This is a genomic window from Glaciecola siphonariae, from assembly GCF_042652645.1.
In the GTDB taxonomy this organism is placed as follows: Bacteria; Pseudomonadota; Gammaproteobacteria; order Enterobacterales; family Alteromonadaceae; genus Glaciecola; species Glaciecola siphonariae.
In genome coordinates this window covers 1-18,548 of the sequence record NZ_JBHSGU010000029.1, presented here as the reverse complement: position 1 = coordinate 18,548, position 18,548 = coordinate 1, and the positions used below count along the sequence as shown (strand labels likewise).

Annotated in this window: 16 protein-coding genes; 8 read left to right on the top strand and 8 right to left on the bottom strand. The window is 43.2% G+C overall.

The annotated features are described in order from the left end of the window. Positions 1-13: 13 nt before the first annotated feature. Genes ACFO4O_RS16805 through ACFO4O_RS16785 form a run of 5 tightly spaced genes read right to left on the bottom strand, consistent with a single transcriptional unit; the run spans position 14 to position 4,477 of the window. Positions 14-1,270, bottom strand: coding sequence for a class I SAM-dependent methyltransferase (locus ACFO4O_RS16805; RefSeq protein ID WP_382410637.1), 1,257 nt, complete (start codon positions 1,268-1,270; stop codon positions 14-16). Positions 1,271-1,286: 16 nt separating this feature from the next. Next, positions 1,287-2,045 (bottom strand): DUF1365 domain-containing protein, encoded by a 759-nt coding sequence (locus tag ACFO4O_RS16800; protein WP_382410635.1) that lies wholly within the window; start codon positions 2,043-2,045, stop codon positions 1,287-1,289. Next, positions 2,042-3,322: an NAD(P)/FAD-dependent oxidoreductase gene (locus ACFO4O_RS16795; RefSeq protein ID WP_382410633.1), complete on the bottom strand. Its 1,281-nt coding sequence runs from the start codon at positions 3,320-3,322 to the stop codon at positions 2,042-2,044. Before ACFO4O_RS16795 ends, ACFO4O_RS16800 begins: the two co-directional genes overlap by 4 nt. Beyond that, entirely contained in the window at positions 3,315-4,055 is a 741-nt protein-coding gene (locus tag ACFO4O_RS16790; RefSeq protein ID WP_382410631.1) for an SDR family NAD(P)-dependent oxidoreductase, read from the bottom strand. The genes ACFO4O_RS16795 and ACFO4O_RS16790 overlap by 8 nt, the downstream gene beginning before the upstream one ends. Beyond that, on the bottom strand, positions 4,055-4,477 hold the full coding sequence (locus ACFO4O_RS16785) for a nuclear transport factor 2 family protein (RefSeq protein WP_382410629.1): 423 nt from the start codon (positions 4,475-4,477) through the stop codon (positions 4,055-4,057). Before ACFO4O_RS16785 ends, ACFO4O_RS16790 begins: the two co-directional genes overlap by 1 nt. Positions 4,478-4,629: 152 nt before the next feature. Here ACFO4O_RS16785 and ACFO4O_RS16780 point away from each other — a divergent pair, with 152 nt between their 5' ends. From ACFO4O_RS16780 to ACFO4O_RS16770, 3 genes are all read left to right on the top strand, one after another. After that, a complete protein-coding gene (locus tag ACFO4O_RS16780) occupies positions 4,630-5,196 on the top strand; it encodes an LON peptidase substrate-binding domain-containing protein (protein WP_382410627.1) in 567 nt (188 codons plus the stop codon). 130 nt (positions 5,197-5,326) lie between these two features. After that, positions 5,327-5,941 (top strand): sigma-70 family RNA polymerase sigma factor, encoded by a 615-nt coding sequence (locus ACFO4O_RS16775; RefSeq protein ID WP_382410625.1) that lies wholly within the window; start codon positions 5,327-5,329, stop codon positions 5,939-5,941. Then, entirely contained in the window at positions 5,934-6,626 is a 693-nt protein-coding gene (locus ACFO4O_RS16770; protein WP_382410623.1) for a ChrR family anti-sigma-E factor, read from the top strand. The genes ACFO4O_RS16775 and ACFO4O_RS16770 overlap by 8 nt, the downstream gene beginning before the upstream one ends. A gap of 118 nt (positions 6,627-6,744) precedes the next feature. On the opposite strand, the gene ACFO4O_RS16765 is transcribed toward ACFO4O_RS16770, so the two are convergent. Further along, positions 6,745-7,512 carry an outer membrane protein assembly factor BamD gene (locus ACFO4O_RS16765; protein WP_382411121.1) on the bottom strand — a complete coding sequence of 256 codons (768 nt, stop codon included), beginning with the start codon at positions 7,510-7,512 and terminating at the stop codon, positions 6,745-6,747. 135 nt (positions 7,513-7,647) lie between these two features. Between ACFO4O_RS16765 and rluD the strand changes: the two genes are divergently transcribed. The 3 genes from rluD to clpB all read left to right on the top strand — a co-directional run bounded on the left by rluD (position 7,648) and on the right by clpB (position 12,039). Further along, positions 7,648-8,634, top strand: coding sequence for a 23S rRNA pseudouridine(1911/1915/1917) synthase RluD (rluD, locus tag ACFO4O_RS16760; protein ID WP_382410621.1), 987 nt, complete (start codon positions 7,648-7,650; stop codon positions 8,632-8,634). Further along, a complete protein-coding gene (locus ACFO4O_RS16755; RefSeq protein ID WP_382410619.1) occupies positions 8,631-9,398 on the top strand; it encodes a purine nucleoside phosphorylase YfiH/LACC1 family protein in 768 nt (255 codons plus the stop codon). Before rluD ends, ACFO4O_RS16755 begins: the two co-directional genes overlap by 4 nt. A 70-nt stretch (positions 9,399-9,468) precedes the next feature. Beyond that, on the top strand, positions 9,469-12,039 hold the full coding sequence (gene clpB / locus ACFO4O_RS16750; protein WP_382410617.1) for an ATP-dependent chaperone ClpB: 2,571 nt from the start codon (positions 9,469-9,471) through the stop codon (positions 12,037-12,039). A gap of 116 nt (positions 12,040-12,155) precedes the next feature. On the opposite strand, the gene prsT is transcribed toward clpB, so the two are convergent. After that, on the bottom strand, positions 12,156-14,924 hold the full coding sequence (prsT, locus tag ACFO4O_RS16745) for an XrtA/PEP-CTERM system TPR-repeat protein PrsT (protein ID WP_382410615.1): 2,769 nt from the start codon (positions 14,922-14,924) through the stop codon (positions 12,156-12,158). Between the two features lie 84 nt (positions 14,925-15,008). Then, on the bottom strand, positions 15,009-15,899 hold the full coding sequence (gene xdp1, locus ACFO4O_RS16740; protein WP_382410613.1) for an exosortase-dependent surface protein XDP1: 891 nt from the start codon (positions 15,897-15,899) through the stop codon (positions 15,009-15,011). A 314-nt stretch (positions 15,900-16,213) separates the two neighbouring features. Between xdp1 and pssA the strand changes: the two genes are divergently transcribed. Continuing rightward, positions 16,214-17,032, top strand: coding sequence for a CDP-diacylglycerol--serine O-phosphatidyltransferase (gene pssA / locus ACFO4O_RS16735; protein WP_382410611.1), 819 nt, complete (start codon positions 16,214-16,216; stop codon positions 17,030-17,032). Positions 17,033-17,217: 185 nt separating this feature from the next. Further along, positions 17,218-17,778 carry a hypothetical protein gene (locus tag ACFO4O_RS16730; RefSeq protein ID WP_382410609.1) on the top strand — a complete coding sequence of 187 codons (561 nt, stop codon included), beginning with the start codon at positions 17,218-17,220 and terminating at the stop codon, positions 17,776-17,778. The last annotated feature ends 770 nt before the right edge of the window (positions 17,779-18,548 follow it).

Below are 18,548 nucleotides of genomic sequence, written 5' to 3'. Positions count from 1 at the left end.
ACTCGTTAGTTTGTTAACTTCTATTTAAAGGCGCGCGATGTTGAGGTTTTGCCAGCACCAACTGGGCGGTGCTGATAACTCGTTCTAAAAAACCACCCTCGCAATAATTTAAATAATACTGCCACATCCGCGTGAAGCGCTCGTCATATCCATCTTCATTCAAGGCTTGTTTCTGCTGCATAAATGCTTCAAACCAATGCTTGAGAGTGAGCGCGTAGTCAAGTCCAATATCGTGGACATCGCGAATGCTTAAATCAGTATATTTTTTCACATGTTTATTGATGGCAAATTGAGAAGGCAAAAATCCGCCTGGGAAAATGTGTTTTTGAATGAAATCGACGCTATCAGCGTAGCTGTCGTAGCGTCTATCGTCTATTGTAATTGACTGCAGCAGCATTAAGCCGTTTGATTTTAGTAAAGATGAACACTTATCAAAAAAGTTGCCTAAATACTTTTTGCCAACCGCTTCAATCATTTCTATCGACACAAGCTTGTCATACTCACCTTCTAACAAGCGATAGTCCTTTTTCAAAAGCGTGATCTGCGCTTGCAAGTTTTCATCGCGCACCCATTTTTCAGCCCACGCGTATTGTTCTTCAGATATGGTGGTAGTGGTAACTCTGCAACCGTAATGTTTAGCTGCATATACCGCAAGCCCGCCCCAACCTGTACCTATTTCTAGCAAATGATCAGAGGGTTTTAGTTGCAGTTTCTCGCAAATCGTTCTGAGCTTGTTTTGCTGAGCATCCGCTAGGCTTGAATTTGCATCGGGATAGACCGCCGCGGAGTACATCATCGAATCGTCTAGGAACTTGGTGTAGAGTCGATTACCTAAGTCATAATGAGCGCCAATATTCTTTTTCGCTTGGGTTTGAGAGTTATTGTTAGCGATGTGCTTAATTTTTGCCATTGGCATTGTTAACCATTTAAAGCGCTTTTCCCAACGGTCGAGTGTTGATAAGTTGCGGGCAAAAATCCTAATCACATTGGTTAAATCGGGGCTGTCCCATAGCTTTTCTGTAAACGTCTCACCGGATGCAATACTGCCTCCTAGTAAAAGCTTAGGGTAGGCCGCGGTATCTAAAATCCACACTTGCGCTTTTAAGTCAGAGTTTTCGTCACCTAAAGAGGCAACTACCTGTCCGTTTTCTTTGATCACTAAATTGCCTTCTGGCAGATGTTTAAGCGCACTAATAAACATTGCACGGCAGGCTTTCTCCCACAGAGAAATAGAGTCTGTCGTTTGTAATGTTTGTTCACCATATGACATGTAGTTATTCCTTTCTTTACGGATGCGTATAAACGGGTACGCGTTTTACAAATAGTTTTAGAGCCTGCCAATAAATTCCCGCCATTGTTTTTATAGTCATGCTAGGAATTGACAGCAGTGCTTGTTTGAGTGAGCGCGATGTTAAGGGCGTGCGCTTTAAGTTAATTGCTGCCTCAAAGTGTTTGATTTGTTTGCTGCAGATTAATTGTAGTCGAATATTTTCATTTGGCTGAGGTACTGACCAGTGATAGGTCATATCAATGGGATTAAACGGCGATACATGAAACGCCTTGTCACAGCTTTTCTGCTCTTTTAAGTCAACCAGATAATGATGACGTTGATTCCAAGGAGTGTTAGACACCTCCGCCAACATGTGCGTAAAGTGACCTGTTTTGTCGCGCAGATAATAAAAATTGACGGGGCTGAAATACAGACCAAAGGTTCGTACCTGACCAAGCATGAATACTTCGCCAGCTAGCGGTTCATGATTGAGCTCGCTCATTCGGCTGAGGACCGATTGCTGCAAGTCAAGCGATGGGTCGCCGAGATAGTCAGAACGCGTAAAATTTACGATAGAACGTTTACCGCTCAAGTCTGAAAATCCTTTCACCTTGTTGTTAAGCCGGTTTATTTCAGACAGCTTTATCCAATAAAGAAAAATTTTGTAGGTAAATGCATGATGTTTCGGCACCACGCGTTGATGAAACACCTCGCCTGTATAAATAGCGCTTTCTAAGTCGCCATCATTAGCAGCAAGAGAGATTTCACAACTCACAATGTTGCTCCAAATCGTTCGCATACATCTAGGGCGCTTCGAACACCGTCTTCATGGAAACCGTTGTACCAATACGCGCCGCAAAAGTGCATGCCGTTGATTCCGCATATTTCACTGCGTCTGCCTTGGGCATTAACCATCTCTGGACTAAATTGTGGATGAGCGTAGTGATAAGTGCCAAGTATCTTCGATGGCGTAATTGCAGAGGTATTGTTCAAAGTGACGCAAAAGGTAGTGTCGCTTTCGATACACTGCAAAATGTTCATGTTGTAGCTAACAGCGGCCGGCGCACTTAATTGATTGTTGTCTCCCTTTATTCGATAATTCCAGCTTGCCCATGCAAGTTTTCTGTCGGGCAATACGCTAGTGTCGGTATGTAAAACAACTTCATTCATCGCGTAGGGAATGGCGCCTAAAATCTCGGTGAGAGACTCTTTGGATGCGTCATCCATACTTTCTAAATCGAGCATCTTTAAGGCTTGGTCGCTATGACAAGCAAAAATAACCTCATCAAAATCGTATGTGTTGTCCAGGCTACTCACCTGGTAGCCCGATGCTGTTTTACTGACCTTGCAAACCGGGCTGTTGAGATGGATTTTATCTTGGAAGTCTTCTATGAGTGGCTCGATATAACTTGATGAGCCGCCAATGAGAGTATACCACTGCGGACGGTTAGTGACGTTCAGCAAGCCGTGATTGTTGAAAAACTTCAAGAAGAAACTTAAAGGGAAGTTCGCCGATGCCTCTAAGCTTGTAGACCAAATAGCGGCGCACATTGGTAAAATATAATTTTGAATGAATTGGTCGCTGAGTTTGTGCTGTTTTATAAATGCAAGCAACGTGATGTTTTGCGTATCAATGTTATCGTTAATTGCCTGTTTACACACTTTATTAAACTTTAGAATGTCGAGCACAAGGCGCCAGAAACTCAAAGACACTAGGTTACGTCGCTGGGCAAAAAGACTATTCAAATTGTTGCCGTTATATTCAAGCCCGGTAGCATCGTTGTGAACACTGAAACTCATTTCAGTTTTTTGGCTTTGGATGCCGAGCGTGTTCATTAATTTTATGAAGTTAGGGTAGGTCCAGTCGTTGTATACAATAAACCCAGTGTCTATATTGTAGTCTCGCCCATCAACGGTGACTCGTTTGGTGGCAGTATGCCCGCCAATGTAGTCGTTTGCTTCGAAAAGGGTAATGTCTTCACGCTTATTCAATAAATATGCGCAGCTTAAGCCAGCAATCCCACTGCCGATAATCGCGATACGTTTAGTCATTTTTGCTTTGTCTCTTGGCTTTGCCTCTCATAGAGATACATATTTTGCGTTGCACAAATTCGGGCAAAAAGTTCAAGAATCGTATAAATAAACTGAAACGTTTTGGGAAATATACCGAAGAACGATTGCCAAGAAGACCACTTAGCATGTACTCGGCAGCTTGCTCAGCGCTGATTGCCATTGGCATTTTAAAATCGTTTTTATCGGTCAACGGCGTCTTAACAAAGCCTGGAGAAATGGTTTGAACGTCTATGCCTCGAGATGCTAGGTCAACCTCAAAGCTTTTGGCTATGTAGTGAAGGGCAGCTTTACTGCCACCATATGCTTGACTGCGAGTGAAAGGGAGCAACCTTGCAAGGCTGTCTACAAAAACAATTTTGTTGCCACGTTTAGCACGTTTTAAAAGAGCGCTTGCGACATTGACCGACCCAAATACGTTTATTTCAAACACTCGCCTGAACATATCGGGTTCAACGTTTTTTATATCAACGTATTCGCAGGTGCCAGCATTTATCACTGCAATATCAAACGCGATATTGTCGAGTGCGTCATTGGTATCGTCCACGCTGGTCGCGTCAAATTTGCAGGTGGTGATATTATTTTTTGAGGCCAATTCGGCAAGCTTGTCTTCGTTTCTACCACATGCAATCACTTCATGGCCTTGACCTGCTGCATGAAGAGCAAGCGCCTCACCAATGCCAGATGTGGCGCCGGTAATCAAAATTTTCTTCATCAACTTAACCCTTTCTTTATCTTTTTTATTATTCGCCCGAGTAAAGGCACATGTTCATAGACCATTTGGCCTAAATCATAATAATCTCGGTGAAACACTATTTTGTCGTTGAGTATATTTAGTACCGTAATGCCATCAACCGCGACTGGGCGCCCTTTGTTGATTCGGCTAGATGTAAATCTCATCGTCCAATTCACCAAATAACCATCATCGTTGGTACTCAGTACTTTGTGTATATCAAATTCACAATACTTGGCGTTTTTGAGAAGCTTCTCAAAATAATGCTCTACGGCAGGCAAGCCTTCATGCTCTGCGATAGGATCTATAAATACGACGTTGTCGCTGTAAATATTTTTCAATGCACTCACCTGCATACTCGCTAAGTCGGTATAAAAGGCGGTGAACTGTTCGATTGTTGTCATATTCGACGTCGTGTGATTCAAATTGTAAAATTTTTACTACACCCATTATAGTCAAGATCATCAAATTAAGTTTTTTTAATTGAGGAGCTTAGCGATCTTTGTGCGCCAGCGAGTAGTACAAATCTGTGAAATGTCAAATTGGATTTAATAATATGCAAGCTCCGCTGTTCCCACTCTCTTCTCATGTGCTCCCCGAAGGTCGAATGGCGCTTCGAATTTTTGAGCCGCGCTACACGCGCATGATAAAAGAAGTGTGCAAGGCGGGAACCGGCTTTGTGATATGCATGATTAACAATACGGGCGATAAATCAAACAACACGCACATATTTCCTTTGGGCACTTACTGCCATGTGATTGATTTTGATGTTTTGGAAGACGGTTTGTTGGGCGTAACAATTGAAGGGCAATATTGCGTATCGATTTCTGATATACAAACCGAATTTGACGGTCTCAGGGTAGGCAGCTTTGAACGCTGTGAAACTTGGCGATGTGAGTCGAACATTGAAGACCTCACTCCGATGAATGTTCGTTTACAAGAAGTGTTCGATAAATATCCCGAGGTCAGCAGCCTTTATGAAACTACCAAGTTTGATGACCCAATATGGGTTGTCAATCGGTGGCTTGAGTTGCTGCCTGTTGGTGCCGAGCAGAAGCAACACTTTATGGCGCAACAAGACTGCGACAAGGTAGTTAAGTATCTGTCACAGCTTATTGAATAGCATATGCAGATAGTTGTGTTGCGGTAGTTTAGCAACATTACTTACATTAAATATATTTCACTTTTTAGCACAGAAACTTTCGCTATACTCAGTTCCAACCTATATTAATGCATACGACAAGGTGAAGTTAATGCTGATTGGAATTCCGTTGGACGACAAGAAACACGACGCTAGTAAACCTAAAGACTGTGCTGCTGAGATGTCTGCCTACTTGAACACCGTAGCAACAGACCGATGCAAAGTTTCCTTTTCAAAAGTGTTTGGATACTTTGCCCCACGACTTCGCTCATATGCACTTAAGCAAATGGGCAATGAAGCTTTAGCAATGGAGCTCGTACAAGACACAATGTCAAATGTATGGCAGAAGGCTCATCTCTTTAATTCTGAGAAAGGCTCCCCATCTACGTGGATTTTTACTATTGCAAGAAACATCCGATTTGATATGCTCAGAAAGCTTCAAAATCGTAAAGAAGATGTGTGCTCCGACGACATGTGGCCTATTTTGTGTGAACAAACAGCCGATGCGAACGAAGTGCCTCTAGATGAACAAATCACATTGGAAGAAGTAGGTCAGTATTTTAACAATCTCCCAATTAAGCAAAAAGCGGTAGTAGAGGCAATCTACATAGACGGTAAATCGCAGCAGGAAGTTGCCGACGAGCTAGCTATCCCATTGGGTACCGTTAAGTCGCGAACGCGTTTGGCGTTGCAACGTTTAAAGGAAATGCTTAAAGAACATGGTTAGATTTCACCCAACCGACCAGGTGTTGGTTGGTTTTGCTGAAGGTTTATTACCACCTAACGAGTCTCTGCTTGTATCTGCTCACTGCGACATGTGCCCTCAGTGCATGGCAAAAGTGAGCGGAATGGTGGACGTGGCCGCTGACGCCGTGTTTGAACATGAGGCGCTAACGTCCAACAACATTGATAATGAACTCGGCAATATGCTCGATGCTATTGTTAGTCGCCCATCTTCCGCTCCACCAAAGTCTCCGGTCTCACGTTCTGCAAGCCTGTCAATAGACGGTAAGACATTTTCGATACCACCCTCATTGCAGCGGTTTGCAGGCGATGTGGACAGTTGGTCGCATTTAGTGGGTAAGTTGTGGCAAGCGCCTGTTGCTATTGGTGGCAAAAACCTTGCAAATTTTATCTACATGGAAAAGGGCGGGGGCGTGCCAGAGCACACTCACTTAGGCAACGAGCACACTTTAGTATTAGACGGTCGGTTTAGTGATGGTGTTAATGAGTACGACACGGGTGACTACATATCACTTGACCACAAGCATACTCACTCACCAATAGCTATGCGTGAAGAAGGGTGTTTAGTGTTCAGTATTATCGATGAGCCTCTTCAATTTACGTCGGGTTGGGCGCGCCTTATTAATCCCTTGAGCCATTTGTACTTTAAGGTATCAACTAAACCCTAAGCCACCGACTAAAACTTAAGCCATTGCATACATAACTTATGCAAACACAAAAAAAGCAGCTATCGCTGCTTTTTTTATATCTGAATTTTACATCTTAATTTTATATTAGATAAGCCGCTTAGCGGATAAACTCGCTGTCTGGGAAATTTAGTTTTAGTGTTTTAACGGCATTTTCTCGGAGTTCGTCTAAACCGAGTTCATCATAACTCGACACCATAATCTCAAGTGCTGGTTGTATTTGAGGTGTATCGGGGTAATGCTCAAGAACGTAACGGCCGCGGTTTGCGGCAGCCACGTAAGCTTCTCGCCTCATGTAAAAACGCGCTACCTCAATTTCGTATTTCGCTAGGCGATTTTTAATCGCAAGCATGCGCTGCTTAGCATCAGTTGTGTACTTAGACTCTGGATATTTATCGATGAGCCGACGAAAATCTTCAAAAGCTTCTTTGGATTTTGAAGGGTCTCGGTCAGAGCGGTCAACGCGAAGTAAATTTTGGAAAAGATTGTTGTCTTGCTCCATGTTGGTAACACCGCGCATGTATAACGCGTAGTCAACATCAGAATGATTTGGGTTAAGACGAACAAATCTATCGATAGTGGCTAAAGTTTGTTCGGTGTTGCCTGTTTTGTAATAGCTATATATTAAATCGAGCTGCACCTGATGTGATAAAGGGCCGAAGGGGAATCGAGAGTCAATTGCACTGAGCGTTGCCGCCGCCGCAGAAAAGTTTCCGACTTCCATACTCTTCTTTGCCTGATTATATAAAGCTGTAGCGCCTTGATTTGCAACGAGTTCACGCTGGTCTTCTTCAGAACTACTGCAACCGCCCAGCCCTAAAAGTGCTATGCTACCAAGGGCTAGCACCACGTTTTTCCAATCCTTCATGCTTTTAAATTTTCTCATACCACTCTATGTTTATTCATTTTACTACACTTAACTGCATACAGGCACCAAAACTTACATCTGCTTTTATTGGCTTTGCTTGTTATAATGCCCCAATGTTCACCGATAATGTTGTTTATGAATCAGCAAGTCAAATCGATTTCACTCTCAGGCGAGATACCGCCAGAAGCTTTTAACACAAGACTAGACCAGTGCATTGCGCAATTGTTCCCCGAATACTCACGTTCAAAGCTAAAAGAGTGGATTTTAGCCAATTGTGTATCCGTCGACGGAGAGGTCGTAAATACACCTCGGCTTAAAATGAAAGGGCTAGAGCAAATTAGCATTAGCGCAGACTTAGAAACACAAGTTGAAGACATGGCAGAGCAAATCGACCTCGACGTTGTGTTTGAAGACAATGATATATTGGTTATTAATAAACCGGCTGGCCTAGTTGTGCATCCGGGCGCGGGCAATCAGTCAGGTACTTTACTCAATGCCCTTCTTGCCCACGTTCCCGACATTGAGCATATTCCTCGCGCGGGTATTGTGCATCGTCTCGATAAAGAAACAACCGGTTTGATGGTGGTAGCAAAGACCTTAGCGGCTCAAACGCATCTAGTAGAGCAGCTTCAATCTCGCACAATGGGTAGGGAGTACGAAGCGGTAGTAATGGGTAATCTAATTGCCGGCGGAAGTATTGATGAAAATATTGGCCGCCACACCACTAAACGTACACTTATGGCGGTAAAGCACAGTGGTAAGCCAGCGGTGACGCACTATCGAGTAAAGAAAAAATATAGAGCGCACACCTATTTAAGAATGAAGCTAGAAACCGGTCGAACACATCAAATTCGGGTTCATATGGCTCACATTAAGCACCCCTTGGTAGGGGATATTCAATATGGCGGCAGAGCACGCTTGCCTAAACACGCCAGCGAGAACTTCATAGCGGTTTTACGTGAATTTAAACGCCAAGCACTTCATGCCATTCAGCTTACCCTCACGCATCCCATAAGCGGTGAAACTATGACTTGGCAAGCGCCACTTCCAGAGGATTTTAAGCAACTACTTGCCGCGCTTGATAACGACGCTCAGGCAAACGGACTTAGCGAAAGCATGTGAATGTATTTACGCCCGACAAACCTTTAAGTGCTAATAGTATATGTTTTACGACGCAGCGTTATGGCGGAGTAAGTGAACATCCTTTCAATACATTGAATTTAGCACTTCATGTTGGTGATGACGCCAAGCTCGTTGAGGCTAATCGTCTAGCCCTTTTCAGTTGGCTTTGCCAGCAAGTGTCAGCTATCCCTGGTAATAAAGGCGCTGTTAAATCCCCACAATATATTACTCAAGTACATTCATCACGAGTGCTCAATGCTGGAGCCTTAACTGAAGGCTTAACTGAACCTTGCGACGGCGTATTTAGTGACCAGAAAATGCAACCTCTGGTTATTTTAACGGCTGACTGTATGCCCATTGTGATTATGAGTACTGTCTCGTCGGAATTTTGCGCAATACATGCCGGTTGGAAAGGACTTGCCAACGGGATTGTTGAAAATGCGCTAACAAAGTTTTCTGATGAACGCCGCTATTTACGCGCGTGGATAGGGCCGAGTATTTGTCAAAAACACTTTGAAGTTGGCCGTGAATTAACTGAGCGTTTTGATGCGTACAAGGCATTCTTTTACCCAGGCAATCCAAGTAAATGGCATATGAACTTAAGCGGCATTGCCACACATATACTGACGACTCACGGCGTAACCGAGGTGCAAAGCTCTGACGAATGTACTTATTGCCATGACGCATTGTTCTCCTACCGACAAGCCTCTCACCTAAATATAAAAGACTGCGGCCGGATGGCAACCATCGCAATGCGATATTAGTTTTCCCTTTGGCTTGAAATGACTCCCTCAAATACCCATATACACTTTATGGAAATTTCGGAGATTAACTATGCGATTAGACAAATTTACAAGTAAATTTCAGCTTGCTATTTCTGATGCGCAGTCCCTCGCGCTTGGCCGCGACAATCAATATATTGAGCCTGTGCATCTGCTTTCAGCGCTGCTCAATCAGCAAGGTGGCAGTGTAAGGCCATTATTCGATCAGACTAAGGTTAATGTTAATAGCTTGCGGTCTGCGCTTGCTGAGGCCATTGATAAACTACCTAAAATACAAGGGTTTGGTGGTGATGTGCAGCTTGGGCGCGACACTGTTCGACTGTTGAATATGTGTGACAAACTTTCACAGCAGCGCAAAGACGACTACATCACATCAGAGGTGTTTGTGCTCGCGGCAAGTGAAGATAGCGGCCAACTAGGCACAATCCTCAAACAACTTGGCTTAGATAAGGGACAAGTTGAAAAAGCGATTGATAAAATTCGCGGTGGACAAAAAGTCACCGACCAAAATGCCGAAGACGTGCGCCAGGCACTTGAAAAATACACAATGGATCTTACTGAGCGCGCTGAGCAAGGAAAGCTCGACCCGGTTATTGGTAGGGATGATGAAATTCGTCGAACGGTTCAAGTATTACAAAGACGCACAAAAAATAACCCTGTCCTTATTGGCGAGCCTGGTGTTGGTAAAACCGCCATAGTAGAAGGCTTAGCTCAGAGAATTATCAATGGTGAAGTGCCAGAAGGGTTGAAACATAAGCGTGTTTTATCGCTAGATATGGGCGCATTACTGGCAGGTGCGAAATATCGAGGCGAATTTGAAGAACGCCTAAAAGCGGTGCTAAATGAGCTCTCAAAAGAAGAGGGACGCATCATTTTGTTCATTGATGAACTTCATACCATGGTAGGAGCCGGAAAAGGCGAGGGCGCAATGGATGCCGGCAACATGCTTAAACCCGCACTTGCCAGAGGTGAGTTGCATTGTGTTGGAGCGACCACCTTAGATGAGTATCGTCAGTACATCGAAAAGGATGCGGCTTTAGAGCGTCGTTTTCAAAAAGTGATCGTTGATCAGCCCAGCGTGGAAGACACCATTGCCATTTTACGCGGTTTAAAAGAACGCTACGAACTTCATCATTCGGTAGATATCACCGACCCTGCAATTGTTGCTGCGGCAAGCTTGTCGCATCGTTATATCAGTGACCGGCAATTGCCCGATAAGGCAATAGACTTGATTGATGAAGCGGCATCTAGCATCCGTATGCAGATTGATTCTAAACCAGAAGAAATGGACAGGCTCGAGCGCAGAATTATTCAGCTCAAATTAGAAGAGCAAGCCTTGGCTAAAGAAACGGATGCTGCAAGTCATAAACGCTTAGAAACAATAGAGCTAGAAAGAGAACAACTTGAATTCAAATTTGCTGAACTTGATAAAGTATGGAATCGTGAAAAAGATGCCATGCAGGGCACACAAGGTATAAAAGCCGAACTAGAGCAGGCCAAGCTTGACTTGGATATTGCTCGCAGAGCATCCGACCTTAACCGTATGTCAGAACTTCAATATGGAAAAATTCCAGAACTAGAACAACGGCTTGAAAAGGCATCGTTGGCTGACACCGTTGAAAATACGCTGTTAAAAAATAAAGTGACAGACATTGAAATAGCCGACGTGCTGTCGCGCTGGACGGGTATTCCTGTCAATAAAATGCTTGAGAGTGAGAAAGAAAAGCTCGTAAGCATGGAAGAGGTCATTGGAAAAAGAGTTGTAGGTCAGGCAGAGGCGGTAAAAGCTGTGTCTAATGCCATTCGTCGTTCCCGTGCAGGCTTGGCAGACCCAGATAAACCCACAGGCTCATTTTTATTCTTAGGCCCAACCGGTGTGGGTAAAACTGAGCTTTGTAAAGCACTCGCTCATTTCATGTTTGATACTGAGCAGTCGCTCATTCGCATTGATATGTCTGAGTTTATGGAGAAACACTCGGTCGCAAGACTCGTGGGTGCTCCTCCAGGTTATGTAGGCTATGAGGAGGGGGGCTATTTAACTGAAGCGGTGCGCAGAAAACCTTACTCGGTGATTTTGCTAGATGAAGTGGAAAAAGCGCACCCCGATGTATTTAATATTCTGTTGCAAGTGCTAGACGACGGCAGGTTGACCGATGGACAGGGCCGAACGGTAGATTTTAAAAATACCCTTATCATTATGACTTCAAATCTAGGTTCTGACCTTATACAAGCTAAGGCCAACGAGCATGACTATGACAGTATGAAAGCAGATGTTATGGGAGTAGTAGGGCAGCATTTTCGCCCAGAGTTTATCAACCGGGTTGATGATATTGTCGTTTTTCATCCTCTTGCGATTGACGAGATTAAGGCCATCGCAAAGATTCAGCTTGCTGGCTTACGACAACGTTTACATGAGATGGGCTTCAAGCTTGAAATCAGCGCACAAGCCCTAGAAAAACTGGCAGAGGCGGGGTTTGATCCAGTATTTGGCGCCAGACCATTAAAGCGCGCTATACAAATTCAGATTGAAAACCCGCTAGCTGAAAAGTTACTGTCTAAAGAGTCAGGTTTGACCGACACCGTCAGGATTGATGTTGTGGACGGCAAACTATCAATTACGTAAGGCGCATTAGCTATCCTCGCTAACATACCCTTACTGATTGAGTCTTAACTTAAAACGAAAAAGGCGCTGCATGTGAATGGCAGCGCCTTTTTTGCATCCAACTTGTTAAGTAATGGCTAGGTTAATGATGCAAGTAAGTCTTCTGCCAACGGTCTTTCCTTGAAATCACCGAACTGCTCAAGCAGGTTTGTAAGTTCTCTAATAGCTTCTGACTTTCTGCCGAGCTTTGCTAGCGTATATCCAATGTGATAGCGCACAGCAGGGTCGGCGGTGCTCATCGCAAATGCCTGTCGCAAATAGTTTAGACCACTGTCAAGACGATTGAGTTTGACCAAACTCCAACCTAAAGTGTCGGTGATTGCCTGATTATTCGGCAGTCGCTCATTGGCTTTGAGAGCAAGTTCATAGGCGTTTTGATAATCCCCCTCATTAATATAAATATTTGCCAGATTATTCATAATATAAGCTAAATTTCGATAACGCGTTTGAGTGAGTAACTCGCTGTAGTGTTTTTTAGCAGCATCCGCTTGATTTATCTCGAGGTATAAATCTCCTAACAGGTGCTTCATTAAATTTGCATTACTGTTAGTTGCCAGATGGTCTTCTGCAAATTTAATAAATTGGTCAGTCTGAAAGCCTCTTTTCGCCAATTCATAACGTTTTAACAATGCTTGGCCAAAATTAGGATCTTGTTCAATGGCATCTTGATAAGCTTCTGTCGCTTTGTCGAATTGATTTTCTGCCATCATGACATCACCACGCAGCATTGCGATATCTGCTGTATTGTCATGCGTATTTTTTAATACGCGCATAGTCGATTTTGCAGCGTCAAGTTCTCCAAGCTCTAATGAGAGCTTTACTTTTTCTAGAAGTGGAAAATAGGCTTGAGGCGATAATTCAAGCGCACGATCTATGCTCTTGAGTGCACCTTGACGGTCGTTTGCACGTCTTTGAAAGTAAGAGAGCTGCAATAATTCGTTGCCGTCATTTGCAAAAATGCCAAACAATGTATCTAAATCTCGTTTGGCAGCACTTAAATCGTTCATTCTGATCAATAAATCTGCTCGTCGTGCGAGATAATCGGGGTCAAGAAAATTATCTTTAACAAGTGGATTCAGTATCTGCAACGCGCGCTTGTAATTCCCTAGCAAACCGTAAATCTCAGCTTGTTCAATCTTCGCCTGCGACAGTTCAGCACTTATATCCAAAGCGTTCTCTACATACACTAAGGCCTGTTCTAAGTTTCCGAGTCCCTTCTCCACTTTCGCCAACAACAACAACACTTGCAACTCTCTTGGTTGTTCGGTGTTTAAGATTTCTAATATGCGCTTTGAATCTGTGAAGCGGTTAGCGCTGGCAAATAATGAAGCCTGATTAAACCTTGCCGAATAGTGCGACGGATTTTTATCCAGTATTTCGTTTACCAGTGCTTGTGCCTGCTGAGAGTCACCTTTTTTGATATATACACCCGCAAGTACGTTCAGATAGTCATTGTTGCGCTCGCCCGACACCAAAAGAGATTTGATGAGCGCTTCTGCCTCTTCAAACTTGTTGACTTTCAATGCCAGTATCGCCTTTTCAACGGTCACCCTTTCTGACTCTGCTTGCACGGTGTCTAATTTGCCTAGCGCCTCGTCGATTTTGCCACGCGCTGCAAGTACTTTTGCTTCAATGACGATAAGCCGGTCATCGCTGCTAAAGGTTTTTTTGAGCTGACTGACTAACGACGTGCATTTATGGTTAAGTCTCGCTTTTATGTACAAAGAACAAAGCTTGTCTGCAAACTCTATATCCGTGTTTGCTCTATCTCTGAATTTTTCTAGTACGGCGATTGCTGAGGGCACGCTTCCCTCATTTTCATAAATATCGCTCAGCAATATCGAGGCATTAAAATTTTGAGGCTGCTTTGTAATATATGTTTGCAGATTTTGCCGAGCCGCTTCGATATTGCCTGAGGCGTAGTTTGCCAAGCCCGCGATATAAATTAGGCCATCGCCCGTTGCTACACTGTCGGAGTCGATAAGACTGAGGTAGTTTACTAAGTCTTCCAAGGTATTTTGAGATAATTCATTTTTACCTAGCTGCGCTTGCACCCAGCTTAGTAACAATCGTGCCATTGGATTGGCCGATGAAGACGAAAGAATTTTGTTTAAGACTTGCTCTGCATCTTCAAATCGCTCTAGCTTTACATAGGCAGATACCAAGTCTCGCAACAAAAGAGGTTGAGTATCATCTATTTCTAAGCCCTTTATAAGGCTGGCGAGATAATTCTCAACATCGGAGTTTTCACTGTAGGCATTTGCAAGCGTCCGATAGGCTTCAACGTTATTCATATCTAAAGCTATTGCTCGCTGAGAAAGAGATATTGCAGCATCTATATTGTCGAGGGAAAGCTCGAATTTAGCATAAGCATCAAAAATGGCAGAGTTGCTAGCATCTAAATTAATCGCTTGTTCAAACTGCGAGCGAGCTTCATCGCTATTACCTAAACTGCTGTTTGCTTTTGCTTGAATTGCAGAGAGCAGCGCGCGATTTTTTGTGCTTAATCCTGATGACGAAAGACCGATGGCCTCTTCAAACCGTCCTTCTACAAGTAACGCATTGCCTAGAAAGTCGATAACCAAATTTGGGTCAGCACCGGCGCTTAGTGCTTCAAAAAATTCATCAATAGCATCGTCGTAAATAAATGATATAGCGAGCACTTTTCCCATTAGAATCTTGCTAGGAAGATGATTCGCATCTTCATTTAGACTGTTCTTTAAATAGATGTATGCTTCATCAAATTGATTTTCGCTGAACGCGATATTGGCTTTTTCATAATTGTCTTCTACTTGAGCCAAGCTCAAAAAAGGAACAATAAGTATAACGAGAAATATATGTTTCATGTGCTTTAACAATCAATAGACCAATTTTGAGTTTACATAAAAAAAGGCGGAAATTCCGCCTTTTCGTTCAGTGTTAGTTAAAGACTAGCTCTGTTTTTTTCGTCTCAGTGCTACAATACCAGCAGCAATTAGCAGCGCGATGGAGGCAGGCGCATTAACCGGCGTAGATGAGTCTGGCGTACCGCTTTGTTGCTTATGGAAAGTCACACCAGAAATTTTGATATGGTCGGTTGACGAACCCATATTGTGCTGGTCAAGTACGTGCGCAGCACCCAATAACCAAAAACGTGAGAACAAGTTATTGGTAATTGGAATGTTTCCAATCTGGCCAGACTTGTTTACTGTCCTGGCGTTGTCAGCGATACTGTTCCAGCCATCACCTGCAATGTCGCTCCAAGTTCTGTATTGTGTACTAGAATCGGGGTAGGTGGAAAACGCAGGAGGAGTTCCATTACCAGTGTAGGCAAGCGCAGAAGCATTAGCATGGTTCCATCTTCTTTCATCATCACCAGTACCTGAGGTTTCAGCGCCAGCGGTATAGCTAAAGTTCCAGCCAGTGTGGATTGCAGAGATGTTTACTGCTTCACTGAAGGTTAGCAATATCATATCGAAATCGTTAGCGTTATTGTCGATTGAATGATTTGGCTCGTCATCTGTTTCGTCGATATTAATGACGCCTAAACCACCTTTATTGTACCGAGTGAGTTTTGAGCGTAAAACACATCGGTCGTTGGCAGCGGTGCCACAATAGCTTTGTCCGCCGTGAAGGGCAGACGACCAACCAGTAATATCGAGCGAAACGCCATCTTTTGAGCCATGTAGTGATGTATGTGCCCCTGAGCCAGATATGTGATTATTGGTGTCGTTGTCGCTAGACAAGAAGCTCCACTTCGCTCCGGCAGTCGACTGTGAGGCCATGGTGACGAATGAAGCACTCAATAAAATGCTTGCTAGTCCTAAAAACTTTAACTTCATAACTCTTCCGTTGGTTATTATCATCTGCTGAACAGCTTAGCAAAAACTAAGCCATATATTTAAATCTATTATTTTTCAGGTGGTTAGCAATTAAAATTAACTGCTAAACATACCTATTGTAAAAAACTTTGACGATTGTCGCTTTTTAGATACAGCACGTCAATCTATATGTAATTTTGTTCGCTGAGTACGCCTCTTTTACTCATCTGTGTTAGTAAAGCTGTGCTGCTGTAAAAGATGCCAAAAAAGAAAACTCATATGCACACTGAACATGCAGTTCAAAATGCGATACAATTTACGAAAAGGGAGAACATATGTCTGACACCAAGCCAACTCGTCGTGGTATATATTTACTACCAAATTTATTAACAACAGCAGGTTTATTCTCAGGTTTCTATGCCGTTGTCATGTCTATGAACGGCAACTTTGAAAATGCCGCGATTGCGATATTTGTTGCGATGATTTTTGATGGATTAGACGGTCGCGTAGCGCGTATCACCAATACTCAATCTGCATTTGGCGCCGAATATGACTCAATGGCAGATATGGTCTCATTCGGTGTCGCGCCCGCCCTTGTAGCATACAATTACGGACTTACTGATCTTGGCAAGATTGGTTGGTTGGCAGCTTTTATATATGTAGCTGGTGCAGCGCTTCGCTTGGCGCGCTTTAATACTCAAGTGGGTATAGCCGATAAACGCTTTTTTCAAGGATTAGCGTCTCCGGCTTCGGCCGCATTAGTGGCTGGCATGGTCTGGTGCGGCATTGACTACGAAATATCAGGAAATGACTTTGGGTGGTTAGTCGCCATCATAACTGGGCTATCGGGCCTATTGATGGTGAGTAATTTTAAATACAATAGTTTTAAAGAGGTGGATTGGCACGGCAAGGTGCCGTTTGTAGCAATATTAGTCGTGATTCTAGTATTTATAATTGTGGCTACAGCGCCTTCCTTAGTCTTGTTCATCGTGTTTGTTTTGTATGCGCTTGCCGGGCCCTTCAATACATTTAAAAGTGTAGACAAAGTGACGCTTGAGGATGTTGTTGGAGAGGCTGACGAAGATGCAGACTTCATCGAGCCTTTAAAAGATGAGCTAGAGTCAGACAAACAAACAGACGATGCAAAGCTGTAAGTACAATATGCTGGCAGGTGCTACGCTAGCACGGCGAGTTATGTTATTTTGCAGTGTCAGATTATTTTACAATTTTTCATAAAAAAACCATAAACGCGTAAATAAAGATAGTAATACGATAACAGGCAGTTTTGCCTTAACTTGTTAACAAGACGTTAATCTTATAAAGAAGTTAAGGAAGAAGTATGCATTTCTCAAAAGTTATGAAGAGCACGCTAATGGGTGTCGCATTGGCTCTGATTTCAGTGTCTAGCAACGCGAGTATATTATCTCAACAATTTATCTACGACGATATTCAACTAGATTTTGCATTGTCATCAGATAATGCGGAAGTGGATACCAACAGCTTATTAGTGTTTACCGATTTGGCATCGCCGAGTGAGTCATTCGCTTTTATGGACGCATTCGCTGGGATATCGTTTGCTGCATCTGATTTATCAAACTTTGATGTGTTCGAGGTATATACCTTCGACGTATTAGAAGACGGCATCGTGTCGTTTGCGTTGTCATTTTTCAGCGACGACTTCGAGATAATTTTAGAATACGACCAAGACGCTGATTTTTTCTATGCGTATATAGAAAACCTCGTTAGCGGTGAAGTCTTATTAGATGTGTTCGATTTCAGTGACAGTTTGGTGAGCAACTCTATTAGTGTTACTGATGCCGAAGCTGTCAGCGCACCGGCGCTGAGTGCCATTGGGATGATCGTGGCCTTAATGCTTATTCGTCGAAGACGTCTAGGCTAAACGCTCATTTTTTGTTGTCTTTGGCTCACACTAAGGTGAGTCATAGGCAGCAGCATTAATACCGAACATGATTAAGGTCAACATTCTTAATCGCTTGGTAAGTAAAAGGGGTCCGATAGATTTTGACCTTAGATTTTTAACTATACTTTGTTCTTAGACTTTCACTTCAAACACATCATCTCTGCATAACGACCTCATTCAGCTATGCAACTTTCAGCTAAGTGTCTTCATTGCTCTTTCACCTTTTCTCCAATTATCTTTACAGCGTTAGTCAAGCCAATGCAACACAAGTTGTGTGTACGTCGTGTTGTAGTTTTTTTGTGCACTTGGTTTTAATGTTTGAAAAAGTAGTTGACCCAGTTTTCTATCTCTGTAAAATGCGCGCTCGCTTCAAGGACAAGTCAAACGAACGCGCTTAGGTGAGTTATTAAGCATGTTCGTCAAGGCCTTGTTTGAAGCGGGTTTCAAGCAAATATTAATTTAGAAATTTTAAATTAAAAGCTTGACTCCCTGATGCAAGTCTGTAAGATACGCATCCCGCTTGAGAGGGTTACCTCTGAAGCGATTCGCAGATATTGCGAACGTGCAGCAAGGCACGACTTAACAAACCGCTTTAGGTAATGTTAGTCACCTTCCGCAAGAAGTTTTCGAAACTCGTTTCAAAAACTTCGCACGACAGCTCTTTAACAATTTATAACAAGACAATCTGTGTGGGCACTCATTAAGAGTGTCTACGACAAAATTTATATCGTTTCTTGGCAACAAGAAAC

What these genes read in the sequence shown, in the direction of transcription:
- ACFO4O_RS16805 (WP_382410637.1), bottom strand. Translation starts at nt 1,270, where the DNA reads ATGTCATATGGTGAACAAACATTACAAACGACAGACTCTATTTCTCTG.
- ACFO4O_RS16795 (WP_382410633.1), bottom strand. Translation starts at nt 3,322, where the DNA reads ATGACTAAACGTATCGCGATTATCGGCAGTGGGATTGCTGGCTTAAGC.
- ACFO4O_RS16790 (WP_382410631.1), bottom strand. Translation starts at nt 4,055, where the DNA reads ATGAAGAAAATTTTGATTACCGGCGCCACATCTGGCATTGGTGAGGCG.
- ACFO4O_RS16785 (WP_382410629.1), bottom strand. Translation starts at nt 4,477, where the DNA reads ATGACAACAATCGAACAGTTCACCGCCTTTTATACCGACTTAGCGAGT.
- ACFO4O_RS16780 (WP_382410627.1), top strand. Translation starts at nt 4,630, where the DNA reads ATGCAAGCTCCGCTGTTCCCACTCTCTTCTCATGTGCTCCCCGAAGGT.
- ACFO4O_RS16775 (WP_382410625.1), top strand. Translation starts at nt 5,327, where the DNA reads ATGCTGATTGGAATTCCGTTGGACGACAAGAAACACGACGCTAGTAAA.
- ACFO4O_RS16770 (WP_382410623.1), top strand. Translation starts at nt 5,934, where the DNA reads ATGGTTAGATTTCACCCAACCGACCAGGTGTTGGTTGGTTTTGCTGAA.
- ACFO4O_RS16765 (WP_382411121.1), bottom strand. Translation starts at nt 7,512, where the DNA reads ATGAAGGATTGGAAAAACGTGGTGCTAGCCCTTGGTAGCATAGCACTT.
- rluD (WP_382410621.1), top strand. Translation starts at nt 7,648, where the DNA reads ATGAATCAGCAAGTCAAATCGATTTCACTCTCAGGCGAGATACCGCCA.
- clpB (WP_382410617.1), top strand. Translation starts at nt 9,469, where the DNA reads ATGCGATTAGACAAATTTACAAGTAAATTTCAGCTTGCTATTTCTGAT.
- prsT (WP_382410615.1), bottom strand. Translation starts at nt 14,924, where the DNA reads ATGAAACATATATTTCTCGTTATACTTATTGTTCCTTTTTTGAGCTTG.
- xdp1 (WP_382410613.1), bottom strand. Translation starts at nt 15,899, where the DNA reads ATGAAGTTAAAGTTTTTAGGACTAGCAAGCATTTTATTGAGTGCTTCA.
- pssA (WP_382410611.1), top strand. Translation starts at nt 16,214, where the DNA reads ATGTCTGACACCAAGCCAACTCGTCGTGGTATATATTTACTACCAAAT.
- ACFO4O_RS16730 (WP_382410609.1), top strand. Translation starts at nt 17,218, where the DNA reads ATGCATTTCTCAAAAGTTATGAAGAGCACGCTAATGGGTGTCGCATTG.